The organism is Shewanella sp. SM32 (assembly GCF_025654235.1).
GTDB lineage: Bacteria > Pseudomonadota > Gammaproteobacteria > Enterobacterales > Shewanellaceae > Shewanella > Shewanella oncorhynchi.
Genome location: NZ_JAKKRO010000059.1, coordinates 1 through 15,099 on the forward strand (window position 1 = coordinate 1; position 15,099 = coordinate 15,099).

General features: G+C 43.7%; 11 protein-coding genes and 2 pseudogenes. 6 read left to right on the top strand and 7 right to left on the bottom strand.

What is annotated here, in order from left to right:
- From L5M10_RS18855 to L5M10_RS18885, 7 genes and pseudogenes are all read right to left on the bottom strand, one after another.
- Positions 1-141 (bottom strand): annotated as a pseudogene (locus tag L5M10_RS18855) (IS4 family transposase); the annotation flags it as partial.
- Between the two features lie 728 nt (positions 142-869).
- Entirely contained in the window at positions 870-3,503 is a 2,634-nt protein-coding gene (pepN, locus tag L5M10_RS18860) for an aminopeptidase N (protein ID WP_263145162.1), read from the bottom strand.
- A gap of 255 nt (positions 3,504-3,758) precedes the next feature.
- Positions 3,759-4,352 carry a penicillin-binding protein activator LpoB gene (gene lpoB, locus L5M10_RS18865; protein WP_173246506.1) on the bottom strand — a complete coding sequence of 198 codons (594 nt, stop codon included), beginning with the start codon at positions 4,350-4,352 and terminating at the stop codon, positions 3,759-3,761.
- A gap of 69 nt (positions 4,353-4,421) precedes the next feature.
- Positions 4,422-5,825, bottom strand: a complete 1,404-nt coding sequence (locus L5M10_RS18870; RefSeq protein ID WP_263255734.1) for a COG3014 family protein — start codon at positions 5,823-5,825, stop codon at positions 4,422-4,424.
- The gene (gene def / locus L5M10_RS18875) at positions 5,825-6,382 is read right to left on the bottom strand and encodes a peptide deformylase (RefSeq protein ID WP_263145159.1); all 558 of its coding nucleotides are present in this window, start codon (positions 6,380-6,382) and stop codon (positions 5,825-5,827) included. Before def ends, L5M10_RS18870 begins: the two co-directional genes overlap by 1 nt.
- A 64-nt stretch (positions 6,383-6,446) precedes the next feature.
- Entirely contained in the window at positions 6,447-6,659 is a 213-nt protein-coding gene (locus tag L5M10_RS18880) for a SlyX family protein (protein WP_006080410.1), read from the bottom strand.
- A gap of 9 nt (positions 6,660-6,668) precedes the next feature.
- Complete coding sequence (locus L5M10_RS18885; RefSeq protein WP_173246498.1) at positions 6,669-7,619, bottom strand: WD40 repeat domain-containing protein; 951 nt, start codon at positions 7,617-7,619, stop codon at positions 6,669-6,671.
- A gap of 154 nt (positions 7,620-7,773) precedes the next feature.
- On the opposite strand from L5M10_RS18885, the gene fkpA reads away from it, so the two are divergent.
- The 6 genes and pseudogenes from fkpA (at position 7,774) to katB (ending at position 15,010) form a co-directional block, all read left to right on the top strand.
- Positions 7,774-8,541 (top strand): FKBP-type peptidyl-prolyl cis-trans isomerase, encoded by a 768-nt coding sequence (gene fkpA / locus L5M10_RS18890; protein WP_263255735.1) that lies wholly within the window; start codon positions 7,774-7,776, stop codon positions 8,539-8,541.
- 618 nt (positions 8,542-9,159) lie between these two features.
- Positions 9,160-11,772, top strand: a complete 2,613-nt coding sequence (gene exeM / locus L5M10_RS18895) for an extracellular exonuclease ExeM (RefSeq protein ID WP_263255736.1) — start codon at positions 9,160-9,162, stop codon at positions 11,770-11,772.
- Positions 11,773-11,883: 111 nt separating this feature from the next.
- Positions 11,884-12,339: pseudogene (locus tag L5M10_RS18900) on the top strand (hypothetical protein).
- 105 nt (positions 12,340-12,444) lie between these two features.
- Positions 12,445-12,882, top strand: coding sequence for a PaaI family thioesterase (locus tag L5M10_RS18905; protein ID WP_028761594.1), 438 nt, complete (start codon positions 12,445-12,447; stop codon positions 12,880-12,882).
- Between the two features lie 82 nt (positions 12,883-12,964).
- Complete coding sequence (locus L5M10_RS18910; protein WP_028761593.1) at positions 12,965-13,207, top strand: YgjV family protein; 243 nt, start codon at positions 12,965-12,967, stop codon at positions 13,205-13,207.
- 327 nt (positions 13,208-13,534) lie between these two features.
- A complete protein-coding gene (katB, locus tag L5M10_RS18915; RefSeq protein ID WP_173246491.1) occupies positions 13,535-15,010 on the top strand; it encodes a catalase KatB in 1,476 nt (491 codons plus the stop codon).
- The last annotated feature ends 89 nt before the right edge of the window (positions 15,011-15,099 follow it).

Genomic DNA, 15,099 nt, shown 5'->3' on the forward strand with positions numbered 1-15,099 from the left:
ATTTCGACCTAACTCAGTCAAGGTCAGTGTCTTACATTCAATCAGTGCCTTAGAGGCCAGCATCAAGCTGTTTAATCGTTTTAGGTGAAGTTCTGGGCAGTATTGGTGTAAAGAATGTTGTAGGATATTGGCTTCGCGCATCTTGTTGTCCAAGTGTAGTTTTTGGCGAAACCATTTGATCATGCAACAAGATGCGCTTCCACCCTAATTTGATGATTTATTTGTAAATCATCAGGGGATTCTTCAGTGTTGGGTGTTTTCTAACGCATTATTTCTAATGAAATAACTAGAGATACTCACGAGTACAGCAATAGTGATCAGTACAGCGGAAAGACTGCTAAACAGCAGCCGCGTTTTGAGTGTCGATCGCATAATCTATATCCTTTATATTCCGTTAGCTCTCTAACGTTGTTTTAGTATAGCGGCAGTACGGGGCAAAACATTAAATCATTGAAGAATTATAGTAATAAATTTAGAAGTGACGCCCATAATTTATGAATTTAATAATTACATGATTTTTATATCAATAACGATTGCGTCAGCAGTTGTTTATTTGATGTGCTGATGGAACTTAGTAGACTAAACTGAAGAGATGAATAATATTTTACAGGTGATAAATAACATTAGTTATCGTCAGTAAGCCGTTAAAATACATAAGCTCAAGCTAACAATTTAATTAAATATGTCACTGGTTGTGAGTGTGATTAATTCATTATTCAGAATGCTGGCTTGTTTATATCAAAGGTTAGTGAGCTTAATTTCGCGCTGGTAACATCTTGTGTGCTGGTTCAAGTTTAAGACTCATCTGTAACAGAACATAAAAAAGGGACTCCTAGGAGCCCCTTGTTCATTTTTAAATGACCTAAATATTAGTGAGTCATTTTATTTTTGATCAGCACACAACGCTGCTCTATTTGACGAGTTTCCAGTAGATTACGGCGGGTAAGGTTAGATAGCCCAGTTTGGCGATCAAGTACTTTGTCCAATGCCGCTATGCTAGTGTAATTACAATCGGTTGGGATGAGGAAATGGCTATAATTACGCATAAATACTGGCCCTTTTTTGTCCATATCCATTAAGCTCGCCAGACGCTCTTCCGCTGTAGCTGCGCTTAATAGTTTTTGCTCAGCAGGATAAAGATTTTGCATAATAATCCGCTGTTTGGAGAAAGGCAGGCTGTCTAGATGGACTTTACTTAACCAACGACGTTTTGCGGCCGCTTCAGGGCGGATCACTTGTGCCGCAAGTGCCGCTTTTTCGCCAGAGTCTGAATTATCCTTGGCAGCTTCTTTGGTTAAGCGCTGCAGCGCGTTAGGAAAATCATAGCGATTAAGCTGGGTGATGATTGCCCATCGTAAATCTTGATCTAAGGTTAATCCCTTAATTTTTGTTTCACCGTCAATGAGTTGTGCTAAATGACGTAGTGAATCTCTGTCGCTTGCTAAACTGACATAGGCATTGAACCAGATCCGTTGGAAGTCATTATCGCCTTTATTTTCCATTGCTTTTCTCAGACTCATTTGGCTTAAGCCTTTAATTGCATTTTCAGCGTAGTTTTGCTGAATAGGGGCGATCTGCGCGAGATATTCCTTCGAGCGCAACATGCTATCGATGATCTGACCAACAATTGTGTAGTCCGTCTCAGCAGGCGCGTTAACAAACACTGTGCTTAGGTATTGATCTAAGCTCAATTTACCTTCGCGGACGCTGTCCCACAGACTTTGCCACAGCATAGATCGCAGTAGTGGATCGGAAATATTACTCAGTTGTTGTTTTGCGGTATTAAATGACTTGTCATCAAGCTCGACTTTCACAAAGCCCCAATCATCAAAGTTTGGATAGACTAGGTCTGGGCAGCGCTCACCAATCAGTTGTTTAACTTCAGTACGCTCGCCTTTGTAAGTCACTGGCACTGTAATGTCATTTCGCAGATCAAAGCGACCTTGGGTAAATAAAGCCACTTGGACTTTTTGTTCACGTAATGTGGGTAGCTCTGCGCTTGCAGGGAGCTGCCGTAGGCTAAATTCGCTGATTCGGTTGCCCTCACAACGATATTCCGCCTTGATGGTGTTAACGCCAGCGCTGTAGAGCCATTCTTGAGTCCATGCACTTAAATCGCGGCCAGCGGCTTTCCCTAGGCTATTGATAAAATCGTCTAACTCAGCATTTTGATAACTATATTGTTTTAAATAGTTACTGACGCCACGACGAAACACCATGTCGCCGAGTAAATGGCGTAATTGTTTCAGCGTTGATGCGCCTTTTTGGTAAGTGATAGCATCGATATTGTCGAAGGCGTTCTGAGTCGTTGCTACGGGTACTTCAATGGGGTGCGTGGTGACTAAGCTGTCTTGCTCATAGGCTTTTTGCTTACCTTTAGCGTAGAAGGTACGCCAAGCATTAGTGAACTCTGTGGCTTCTTGAGTCGCAAGTGTGCCCATAAATGAAGCAAAACTTTCATTTAACCACAAGCCGTTCCACCATTTCATGGTGACGAGATCGCCAAACCACTGGTGCGCCATTTCGTGCATGATCACGCCCGCAAGATTTTGCTTCTGATCCGCTGTCATAGCCGCTTTATGAAGGAAGATATCTTCGGAGAAGGTCACTGCGCCCGCGTTTTCCATTGCGCCATAAAGGAAGTCTGGCACTAGAATTTGATCGTATTTCTTAAAGGGGTAAGGAATACCAAAGTAATTATCGAAAAAAGTTAACCCTTGTTTTGTATAGGTAAACCAATCTTGCTCCGTGACTTGATTAGCAACGGATTGACGGGCGAACAGGCGCATAGGATAGCGGCCTGAGTTGTCTTGCCACATGTGATAAGGGCCCGCGTGCATCGAAAAGTTATATGGGCTTAGCTTAGGAGTTTGTGGGAAAGTCCAACGATTGTAAGCACCCGCTGGGGTGATTTGGCTTTCACGCATCGAGCTAATGACTTGCCAGTCTTTGGGCGCTGTTACCGTAATTTGATAGTTAGCCTTGAGATCCGGTTGGTCGAATACTGCGAACATCTGCTGAGCAGCAGCGGGTTCAAAATGAGAGTAGAGGTAGACCTTGCCATCGATTGGATCTTTAAAACGGTGTAAACCTTCACCATTGGTGCTGTGGGCACGGCTAAATTGCACTTCAATGGTATTTTCACCTGAGGTGAGCAAACGCGTATTTAAGCTGATGTAAGCGCCATTGTAATTGGGGTATACGGCGGTACCGTTGATGATAAAGCGTTTTATCTGCGCCTTGTTTAAATCTAAGCTCAGTTGTTTTGGCACTTCACTTAATTGAAATGTCGCTTTGGAGGTGGCGGAAAACTCGGCATCCCCTGTGAGCTGAAAATCCAAGTCATAGTGAATATCGGAGATGACCTGCGAGCGAAGCGCAGCCTGATATTGGCTAATATAAGCGCTAGCATCACGTGGACCCGTATTGAGTGTACTTTGGGTTGCACACGACATTAATGTGCCGCAGGTAAGGGCAACGAGACTGGCTTTAAACAAGTTCACAACTTAAATCCTTCAACGATTTGTTTTGTTTTCTGCTTGGATGTTTGCATTCAATATCGTGTGTGTAGGTTTGCCTTTGTGGCAAATTATCCCTCGCGCCAGCGCCAATTTTGAGCATCATCATCGCAGTGTATTTTGGCCGAGTACACTACCTTATTTACCTTGGATTACCAATGTTAAAAATGTAAAAAAAGCCAGCGTTAACGCTGGCTTCTTGAGATTACTGTTTGGCAGAATTAAGTGCCAATAGGACAATTACATGCCTAAGAAAGACTTAGACTTCATCTTACGGATTTCTTTTTCATCAGACCATTCGATAAGGCCTGTTTCTAAATCCATTAAACGCATTGTCATCTTATAGTAGACGTCTTTAGTGCTACCGTCTTGCTTCACTATGCTAGATAAATTGCCATATAACATGTATTGAGCGCCAATTTGACGACCAAACTTGATGGCGGTTGATGGGTCAACCATGCCAGTGTTGTTTTGGTAATCCAGTTGTTTACGGACTGAATCTACTTTAGTCATGTCGATAAAACGGAACTTGCCTGAGCGCAATAATTTGTTACTGATAGAGTCAGTGACAGACTCAGTGTCGATATGTTCTGAGGTTTTGTTTTTGATGCTATCAACAAATAAAATCGGGCGGTCATTGGCTGTTATTGCCACGATAGGAGGGAAAGTCATCATGCTATCCACCATCTTGGCTGCAATAGCTTGTAGATCCGTCGAGCCAAAGTTCTCATTGACGGTTTCAACTTCTGTGGCATCGCCATATTCGACTTTAGATTGACATGCAGCTAGACCCATAACGGCAGCCAGTACAAAAATCAGTTTAAATTGTTTCATAGTCAGTTCCATTTTGTGATTGTATAAACTTAATGACACACGTCTTATTCAAATACCACAACCGCTAGGCTAAATGATTATTGAATAAATTCGGGTGTAATTACCAGTATCAATTGCCCAGACTAAGGTGGTTTTGCCTGCTGCAACATCAATTTTAGCCGGTGGCGCTTTGTCTAACTGCAAAGTGTATTCACCTGCACTCAAATAACGCCGCCCGATCTGTGCTTGTTTAGGGAGCGTCAGCCAACTACGACGATCCGCTTGTTCTGTTACTACGTTAAAAATCTGCATCGCTATACTGCCAATATCGGCAGCATTGTTCCCTGGTTTACCACTCTTCTCAATCTGATAGGCCATCTCAGATTTAGCATAGACCCTGGCGACTTGACGAACTAGCGTCGCGGGCAGATCTTCCTTGAGTGCTGTGATGGCTAAGGCATCGATATTGGCAATAGGTTCAGTTTTCAGCACTGTACCTAAACCTTGCACTTGCGTCTCTGGCACAAAAGTATTGTTTGGCATGTAGGTAGCGAGTGACACTGTCTGCCAGTTACCATGGATAGTAAAAGGTACAGTGAGAGCTTGTTTTGCTGGCACAAAGCCGCGCTCGACCATCAAAATTACTTGGCCATCTTTGGGATTGGGCAACTTAGCATCGCCCCAACGGCGCTTAAACTCATCATACTGTGGCATGCCGAGTTGCTTGGCGAGGCGGACCAGATCTTGCTGTAAATATGTGTTATCTGGAGTGATTTGTGCTGCTTTACGATAATCGATATAGGCATCGTTCGGCTCACCCAGCACTTCGTGCAGTACGCCAGTCGTGTAATAACTGTAAGCGTTTAAGAAAGAACTGGTGACTGTGCCCGCAGCTTGTCCTAGTTTGTTAACCTCGGCATCTATGGTGCCGTTCGCCATGGCTTGAACTGACTTTTGTGATTTTTGATAGCGTTCTTGCTCGCTGCTCTGTAGTTCGTTACTGCGACGAACTTCGACTAGAGCCCCCTGATAGTCGCCACTAAACAAATAGTTAAGAGCTTGGTATTGGTGCAGCATAATGCGTTCATACCCAGGGCCTCTGTACGGAATCGCATTGTCGTTTAACACTAAGCTGCTGGCTGTTGCGCCAATGTCACTAACGCTGACTTTGGCCTTATCATCAAAGGCGGTATAAGCATCTACTGCTTGCTGATAATATTTTTTACTAGCAGCAAAATCGCCGGCGACTTGAGCAATTCGTCCCGCTTCTTGGGCATAGAGTAAGCCGTCATTGCCATTGATATTGCTGGCAAGTTTGTCGATATCGGCCATGGGAGTCGCACTATTAAGCTCTTGTTTGAGTGGTTCAATCTGCGCAGGATAATTAATGAAAATACTGTTATAAGCGCAGCCCGATAAGTTTAAAACCAATCCCATTGCCAAGGTTGGTGCAATAAATGCGTGAGAAAAAGGTGTAACGAAGGACAGTTTCATTATTGCGCTTCACCTTTTTTGATGGATTGGGCTGAAATCGCCTGAGTCTGTTCTGGCATAAGTGAACGCTCGAGTAATGTGATCCCTTGAAGGTGATCAAATTCATGTTGAAAAATCCGTGCAATAAAGCCCGTTAATTCGGTTTGTTGCCACTCGCCTTGTAAATTTTGATAGCGTACTTCAATGGCTTGATGTCTTTGTATCGTAAATCTTTGCCCCGGTACAGATAAGCAGCCTTCTTCTCCGCTGACCAACTCGCTTGATGCATTAATGATTTGCGGATTAACCACGACCACAGGCGCCATATTAGGCGCGTCGGGATAACGCTCATTAGGGCGAGAAGCCATAATAAATAAGGCTAAAGGGCTGTGAACTTGGGGGGCTGCGATACCAACGCCATTGGCAGCGTCCATGCTGGCAGACATTTGCTCGGCAAGATGCATAAGCTCGGCATCGAAATGGTGCACTGTGATTGCAGTCTGCCTTAGAATGGGTTCACCCACTAACGCTATGGGTAATAGAGTTGGGGTTTCTTTTGGCATTAAATGTTTAAACATCGCATTCCCTGGATATTTTGCAGTAACTGTTTTTTAATCAAAGTTAACATCTAAAGCGTCAGTGTTAATAATGTGGTGGTGGCGTTTCTTCAGCCTGAGTCGCCATATTACTCGGTTCCATGTCCTGCAACTTACCAATTAACATGTGAATTTGGTGTTGCTGGTGAGCCACCAGTCGATTTAATTTGATGACCTCTTGGTTTAATTCTTCGACTGTGAGCTCTTGAAAAGCCAATTTGGTTTCTAGATCTTCAATCTGTGCTTGTACGCCTTGCATGGCTAACCTCTATTTCTGCCAAGTTTCAACTAAGCCTTGGCTACTGATACTAACGACTTTATTGGTATCTCGAATTGCCACAGAGTATACAACGGCTCCTCGATTTTGGCTGTTTTTAGTGAGTGCAACCTGCCATTTTTCAATTTGTTTACCCGAGTCACGTTGCCAGAGTATAACTTCCCGCGCTGGCGTACCTGTTAATAGCTGGCTGTCTTGTTTGATAAACCTCACCGCTGAAAAGTTCATTTGGCGACGGGTAATATCCAGCTTATTTAACAGCTTACCGCTTGTGTTATCCCAGATTTTTGCTTCATCTGTGCTGCCATTGGTAAAACTTAAACTACCACTGTCGTTGAGTGCCACTTTGGTTATACGGCTGCCGAGTGTCCACGTATGAAGCGGTTGGCCAGTTTGTGCCTGCCAGAGAATCGCCTGCATATCATTTGACCCCGTTAATGCTAATCGGCCATCAGCAGAGAGGGCAACACTATTGACGCGCTCTTTATGTCCAAGAAACTTGATTAAGGCAGATTTTTCGGCATTAAGCGACATGACTGAACCATCATTTAAACCAATAAGTAGTGCGCCATTATCTGCTACCGCGACACTTTCACCGGATGAAGGTAAGGACCACCAGCCCAAAGGCTTACCGTCGGCTATTTTCCACATAGCAACTGAATCTCGGCTTAACGATGCTGCAAATATCCCGTTGGGAGAAATCGCTGTACCTGTGACGCCAGTATTAATATCGCCATGTATCCATTGGTATTTGAGGGTGTGGGTACTGAGATCCCAGCATTGAACTCCACTACTTTGAGTGGCAACTAAGGCGAATTGCCCATTACTTGATAGGCTCGCGCTATAGCTGGGTTCTGTCGTGAGAACACTGATATCTTCTGCTTTGGGGTGGCAAGCGATTAGAAAAACTGTGCAAATTACCAGCAGTAGATTTTTCTTCATGAACTTGCTCCCTAAGTTGTTGTCTTTAGACTTGATCAAGTGACATTAATCACTGTTAACCCATAAAGAATCTAGTTGGTATAACCGAGATAACTAGTATAAAGTTGTCACGCTTAGGTTATTGTAACCGCTTGAGGATGCTGAGGAAGCTTTAATGAAATCGATTTATAAATTATCGTTAGTTGCATTGGCTGTTATTGGCCTATCTGCTTGTAATCAAGAAGAAAAAGTAGCTACGAGTACAAATGTTGAATTAACGACTGAAGCTCAAAAAGAAGCTTACAGTGTAGGCGCTTCAATCGGTCGTTATATGTCTGGCCATATCAAAGAGCAAGAAGAATTAGGCCTGCCAGTTGATCGCACTCTGATCGTCACTGGTTTCACTAATGGTCTGAATGACCAATTAAGTTTAACCGAAGAAGAAATGCAAACCATTCTTCAAGGTCTAGATAAAAAGTTAAACGATAAACGTCAGGAACAAGCAACAGCGATTTCTGCGAAAAATATCGAAGATGGTAAAAAATTCCTTGAAGAAAACAAGGTTAAGCCTGGTGTAGTGACAACTGAGTCTGGCTTACAATATGAAGTATTAACTCCAGGCACGGGTGAAAAGCCTGCCGCAGAAGACACTGTAGAAGTGGATTATGTCGGTACTTTACTTGATGGTACTGAGTTTGATAGTTCTTATAAACGCGGCGAAGCGGCTAAGTTCCCTTTGAATCGCGTTATTCCAGGTTGGACTGAAGGCGTGCAATTAATGCCTGTTGGCGCTAAGTACAAGTTTGTGATCCCATCGGAATTAGCCTATGGCGTACGTGATACTGGTACTATTCCACCAAACTCTACGTTGATTTTCGAAGTTGAGTTGAAATCAATCGAGAAAGCTTCTGCGGCGCCAGTAGCTGAACCTGCTAAAAAGTAATTGATTAGCTGCGACGTGTAATACGCCGCCATTGAAAATACCGCTCCTAAATGAGCGGTATTTTTTTGTCTGTAAAATTCGCATTATTGTTTTAATATTTAGCTCACTATCTTACAGCCGTTGGTTCTCAGGCTGGCTCTATGTTTCATTTTTATACCCATCATCAACATTAATCTGTTGCAATAACCAAGGGTATAAATCATCCACTTTAGCAGTTTGACTGTTATGTTTATTTCAAAATAATGAATGCTAAATTAAGTTTTAATTATATCCATTACCTTTTAAGGACCCGTGTTCCTTATATTTTATTGGGTATTGCATACCGAATAATATCATCAAAATATCACATTAAAATATTGATTGTTATTTAAGCAGGATGCCAAATGCTTTGAGCTTATGTGTATTGCTCTTACTGTTTGTTTTTACATGGCTAATACTTTTGATTTACCATCCTGTTCTGTTAGGTGAACAGTGAAGTGTCTATAATTAGTTACTCATCAATGTGTTACATTGGCAATGTGCGATCTTGCCCTCTTTTTTTACGCATTCAACTCTGAAATAATCCGCTCGCACGTTAATAGAAGTTAGCGGCAATATTATAATAATGGGGTTGATGATATGGATAATGTTAATAAATTAACGGCTATTTCTTTAGCTGTAGCAGCGGCTTTGCCTATGATGGCAAGCGCAGATGTGATGATCACCGAATATGTTGAAGGTAGCTCAAATAATAAAGCGATTGAACTGTATAACAGCGGCGATACGGCAATTGATCTCGCGGGTTATAAACTGGTTCGTTATAAAGATGGTGCTACTGTTGCGTCGGATATGGTGGCTTTAGGTGGTCAAACTATTGCGGCAAAATCGACAAAAGTTATTTTAAATACTAGCGGTACTATTACTGTTGCTCAAGGAGTTGATAGTTACTCTGGTAGTTTAAGTTTTAATGGCGGTGATGCGGTTGCCTTAATGAAAGATGATGCCGTCATCGATATTATTGGTGATGTGCCGACTCCAACGGGTTGGGGATTAGACGTTACCTTAAAACGTAAATTAGATGCGTTAGTGGCGAATACTGTATTTAATGCCGCCCAGTGGGAACAATTACCTAAAGATACCTTCTCTGGTTTAGGTTCACTAGAAACGCCTGCTGAGCCAGAAGTGCCGCTCTTTAGCTGTACTGGCGCTACAATTGTGCCTATTTATCAAGTACAAGGTGCGGGCGAGTCGAGCCCATTTGTACCAGCAGGGGCATTCGAATCTGAAGCCGAAGTGACAGTGCGTGGCGTAGTGACTGCCCGTGGTGAAAGCTTGTTTAAAGGTTTTTACTTACAAGAAGTTAAGGGTGATAACTCACCGTATACCTCTGATGGTGTATTTGTATTCTTAGGTGAAGCGGCACCTGAAGCGATTCAACCTGGGGTTGAAGTTTGTGTGCAGGGTAAAGTGAAAGAATACTTTGGCTTAACTCAAATCGATATTAAAGCCGATAAGAAATTTGATGTTGGCGCTAAGGGTGAAGTCCCTGTTGCCGCGCCTTTCTATGTGGCCGATGGTGAAACCTTAGCGCAAGCATTAGAGCGCTATGAAGGCATGAATGTGGCCTTAGATGCGGGCAGCGATCTTAAAATCAGCCGCACCTTCAGCTTCGACTATGCGGGTAGTCGCAATAACATGCTAGTGTCATATCAAGCACCTTTGATGAAGCCGACACAGCTGTATCCAGCGCTTTCTGCTGAAGCAACGGCATTAGTTAAATCTAACCGCGAAAACCAACTCTTTATCGAATCCGATTACAAGCCTGCCAATGGTGTTATTCCATACTTCCCTGATTTCAATGTGGAAACGGGTTACATCCGTGTTGGCGATCAACTGACTAACCTGCAAGGTGTGATTGGTTACAGCTACGGCGCTTATCGTTTAGTGGCGACTAATACTATTACAGCGGGTGATTTTATCCGTGGTGACGATAGAACCGAAGCCCCAAGTGTTGCAACTAAGGGAGATCTGCGCGTGGCTAGCTTTAACGTGCTGAACTTCTTTAACGATGTTGATGGTGGCGATACCAATCCATCAGGCAGTAACCGTGGCGCCCTAACGCTGGAAGAAATGGTGCTACAACGTACTAAAATCGTTAGCGCTATTACCGCCATGAACGCCGATATCGTCGGTTTGATGGAAATTGCTAACAACGGTTTTGGTGAGAAGAGTGCGATTAAGGATTTAGTCGATGCACTAAATGACAAGCAGACGCCTGAAAACGCCTATAGCTTTGTTGAAATCACCGATGCTGATAAGTATGACGGCAAGTACTTTGGCACAGATGCGATCACTGTCGGCATGTTATACCGTGGTGGTAAAGTGACTTTAGCGGGGGCCGCACAAGTTATCGGTACTCCAGAACAGCACGCCAGTGCTGGCAGCGTGACTCGTACTAAAGATGGCAAAACTGAGACTAACCCTGGTAATGATGCTTATCAACGTCACAGCTTAGCGCAAACCTTTAAAATCCATGATGAGTCTCTGACCGTAGTCGTTAACCATTTGAAATCTAAAGGCTCAGGCTGTTTAGAAGATTGGGCTAACTTCGAAGAGTCAGTTGATCCGGCCGATCAACAGGGCAAGTGTAATGCTTTCCGCGTATCTGCAGCCAAAGTCTTGGGTGAAACGCTAAAAGACGTGAAAGGCGACTTACTGATCATCGGTGATATGAATGCCTATGGTATGGAGGATCCTATCCGTGTACTAACCGACTTCGATGCGAGCAAGTCAGAGCGTGACATCCTGACCGCTTCGTGGACGACGCTCGACGGCAAAGTGTTTGAACGCCAAGGCAGCAAGATTGAAAAAGGTTATGGCTTTATCAACTTGAACACGAAAGCCCACGGTGCAAGCACTTTCTCTTATAGCTATAACGGCGAGTTAGGTAACTTAGATCATGCTTTAGCCAATGCTAGCTTAGCCAAACGTTTAGTGGATATTGAAGATTGGCATATTAACTCAGTGGAATCTAGCCTGTTTGAATACGGTAAGAAGTTCTCTGGTGATCTGGTTAAATCTGAAAATGCTTTTTCTGCATCGGATCATGATCCTGTGATTGTTGCTTTAAGTTATCCTGCGCCAGTAGTGCCGCCAAAACCTGAGCCAAAGCCTAAAGATGATGGCGGTGCTTTAGGTTATTTAGGTTTAGCACTGATGTCCTTGTTTGGTTTGCAGCGTCGTCGCCGTTAACCTGTACATGGGGTTAACTCACAAGTGCAATTTGTGAGCTAGACTGAAACAAAGGGATGGTTAACCATCCCTTTTTTATCTCTTTTTTTTCAGTTTTTATTAGGAGTGAGTATGGATACCACCTCAAATCCGCTGAAAACCATGAATATCAAGGCGCCACTGTGGTTTTACTTTGTCGCAACGCTCAGTTTGTTGTGAAATATCATGGGGCTGATGGCTTTTGTGATGCAAATGACTATGACGCCAGATGCACTCGCACAGATGAGCCCAGATCAAATTAAACTCTATGAAACGACGCCAATTTGGGTTGATGCTGTGTTTGGCTTTGCCGTGGTTTCAGGGGTTCTAGGATGCCTATTATTGTTATTCAGAAAATTAATTGCTTATAAAGTGTTGGTCGCCTCGCTTATCGCTATTTTGTTGCAAATGACCTATGTATTTTGCATTCAGCAAGCGGCTGTGATGCTAGGAGCTGACGCGTTAATTATGCCAAGTGTAGTCGTGGTGTGGGGATTATTTCTTGTCTGGTTTAGTCAGCTAAGTACCGTTAAATCTTGGTTAGTTTGAGCCTTATTTTTGCTGATATTGATGTGACCAGCTGAGAGTAAACTAGTTGAACTTCATCCACTTCACAGTAAACTGCTGATTGGTTTTATTGACTAGGAAGTTGCAATGAGTATTTGGTTTAGAGCTGTAACGTTAGAGGATTGCGCGCGTTTAGACGCCGGTATGGGCGGCAAAGGCACCTTGATGCAGACTTTAGGAATTGAGATCAGTGAGATTGGCGACGATTACATGAAGGCCACTATGCCAGCCAGTCCGGCGGTGCATAACCCTTTGGGCATAGTGCATGGTGGCGCGAATGTCGCGCTTGCTGAAACCGTTGCCAGCTATGCGGCAAATTTCGCGGTGGATTTTGAGCAGTACTATTGTGTCGGTCAAGAAATTAACGCTAACCACTTACGGGCTTCTCGTAATGGGGTATTAACCGCTACGGCTAAGCCTATCCACTTAGGGAAGCGCAGCTCTGTATGGGAGATTTTAATCCACAACAGCGCGGGTGAACTGACTTGTATTTCACGGATGACGGCGGCTGTCGTTAAACGCTAAATGCAATGAGCCAGCTTATTACCTGTGGTGTGAATGGCGTATCAATCGTTTGATTTAAATAATATATAGATAAGGATTGGATATGGATAACGCTACAATTTGGGAATGGGTTGGTTATTTAGCTTCAGTGGTCGTTGCAATATCACTGATGATGTCAAACATTAAGAAACTGCGCTGGTGGAATCTCATTGGTGCGGCTTTATTTGTGGCCTACGGTGTGGCAATTGGGGCTTATCCTGTTGCCTTAGTTAACTTTTTTATCGTGCTGATTGACACTTATTATTTGGTTAAGCTTTATCGTGAAGCCGACTTATCCAGCAGTTAATGGCAGTGTATCAGCTTAACTCCGCTTTCTCGCACCGCACTTCGCTCCATTGTCCTGAGCAGCTATTTGGTTTTTCAACAGCATCTTAAGTGATGTGAGCGGACCATTGGCTGTGAGTCCGTGTAATTCATTAACTGTCTTGCCAAACTTATCATTAATCTTTTTTTTAGATTGTATGAATCTAGTTTAATCGTTTTATTCTCAAGTGGTAATTCTCTATTCTTGCTCTATCGACAACACGTCGCCAGCCAAGGAGATAAACCATGGCCACCATTTACGATTTAATTGAAACCTGGTTAACCAGTAATCAAGACTAAGGAGCAGGGCATGAGTCAACAACATCAAACAAGTCAGTACTTAACGAGCCAAAATGGCGCCCCAGTGGCCGACGATCAAAACTCACTGTCGGCGGGTGAACGTGGTCCTCTGCTATTACAAGATTGGCATTTAATTGAAAAGTTAGCCCATTTCAACCGTGAGCGTATTCCTGAGCGTATCGTGCATGCTAAAGGTACTGGGGTTTACGGCACATTTACGCTGACTAAAGATTTAAGCGATTACACCATTGCTGACCATTTCAATGGTGTTGGTAAGCAAACCGAAACCTTTATTCGTTTCTCAACCGTAGGTGGAGAAATGGGTTCTGCCGACGCAGAGCGCGATCCACGTGGCTTTGGTTTACGTTTTTATACTGCCCGTGGTAATCACGATATCGTGGGTAACAATACGCCGACCTTTTTCTTGCGAGATGGGATTAAGTTTCCAGACTTTATTCATACGCAAAAGCGTAATCCTAAGACAAACTTAAAAGATCCGCAGGCTATGTGGGACTTTTGGTCATTGAATCCTGAAGCTATGCATCAAGTGACCATTTTGATGTCGGATCGTGGTATTCCGGCGAACTACCGTCAAATGCACGGTTATGGTTCACACACTTTCTCGCTGTGGAATGCCAAGGGCGAGCGTTTCTGGGTAAAGTTCCACTTTAAATCGCAGCAAGGCGTGGTCAACTTAACCAATGAACAGGCTGATAAATTAAAAGGGATTGATCCCGATTCATCGCAGCGCGATATGGTGGTTGCTATTACTGATGGTAACTTCCCGCGTTGGACGGTTAATGTGCAGATTATGCCTGAGGCGGATGCCAATACTTACCATATCAATCCATTTGATTTAACTAAGGTTTGGCCGCATAGCGACTATCCATTACTTGAGATTGGTGTATTAGAGCTGAATCGTCTGCCACAAAACTACTTTGCTGAAGTTGAGCAAGTGGCATTGGCACCTAGTAATTTGGTCCCAGGCGTCGGGGCTTCACCAGACAAGATGTTACAAGCGCGTTTATTTGCCTACGCCGATGCGCAGCGTTACCGCATTGGTGCTAACTACAACCAATTGCCAGTGAATTGTCCGCATGCCGCTAAGGCAAATCACCATCAACGTGCAGGTGCGATGGCGGGTACACAATGTCCTTATCATGGCAGTCAAACGGGTGGCGACGCTTCGGCAAACTATGGCCCGAACAGCACTGCTGATGCCTTGGTTGAGCCAGTAAACTTTAGCGAACCACCATTGCGTTTAGAAGGTGAAGCGGCGCGTTACAGTCGTTATAACCAAGACGATTATACCCAAGCGGGTAATTTGTATCGCATCTTCTCTGAAGCTGAGAAAGCGCGCCTAGTGGCAACAATTTCGGGTTCATTAAGTCAAGCGAGTTTAGATGTGCAGCAACGTATGGTGGCGCATTTTACTCAAGCCGATGCGGATTACGGACAACGTATTAAACTGGCATTAGGTCTTTAAACTATTGCTGTTGCGAATGTTTGAATAATAGTAGAAACGATAAAACTGAGTAGAAAGCCTCTACTCAGTTTTTATTATCAGCGACAACA

What these genes read in the sequence shown, in the direction of transcription:
- lpoB (WP_173246506.1), bottom strand. Translation starts at nt 4,352, where the DNA reads ATGAAACAATTTAAACTGATTTTTGTACTGGCTGCCGTTATGGGTCTA.
- L5M10_RS18905 (WP_028761594.1), top strand. Translation starts at nt 12,445, where the DNA reads ATGAGTATTTGGTTTAGAGCTGTAACGTTAGAGGATTGCGCGCGTTTA.
- L5M10_RS18870 (WP_263255734.1), bottom strand. Translation starts at nt 5,825, where the DNA reads ATGAAACTGTCCTTCGTTACACCTTTTTCTCACGCATTTATTGCACCA.
- fkpA (WP_263255735.1), top strand. Translation starts at nt 7,774, where the DNA reads ATGAAATCGATTTATAAATTATCGTTAGTTGCATTGGCTGTTATTGGC.
- L5M10_RS18880 (WP_006080410.1), bottom strand. Translation starts at nt 6,659, where the DNA reads ATGCAAGGCGTACAAGCACAGATTGAAGATCTAGAAACCAAATTGGCT.
- L5M10_RS18885 (WP_173246498.1), bottom strand. Translation starts at nt 7,619, where the DNA reads ATGAAGAAAAATCTACTGCTGGTAATTTGCACAGTTTTTCTAATCGCT.
- katB (WP_173246491.1), top strand. Translation starts at nt 13,535, where the DNA reads ATGAGTCAACAACATCAAACAAGTCAGTACTTAACGAGCCAAAATGGC.
- L5M10_RS18910 (WP_028761593.1), top strand. Translation starts at nt 12,965, where the DNA reads ATGGATAACGCTACAATTTGGGAATGGGTTGGTTATTTAGCTTCAGTG.
- def (WP_263145159.1), bottom strand. Translation starts at nt 6,382, where the DNA reads ATGTTTAAACATTTAATGCCAAAAGAAACCCCAACTCTATTACCCATA.
- exeM (WP_263255736.1), top strand. Translation starts at nt 9,160, where the DNA reads ATGGATAATGTTAATAAATTAACGGCTATTTCTTTAGCTGTAGCAGCG.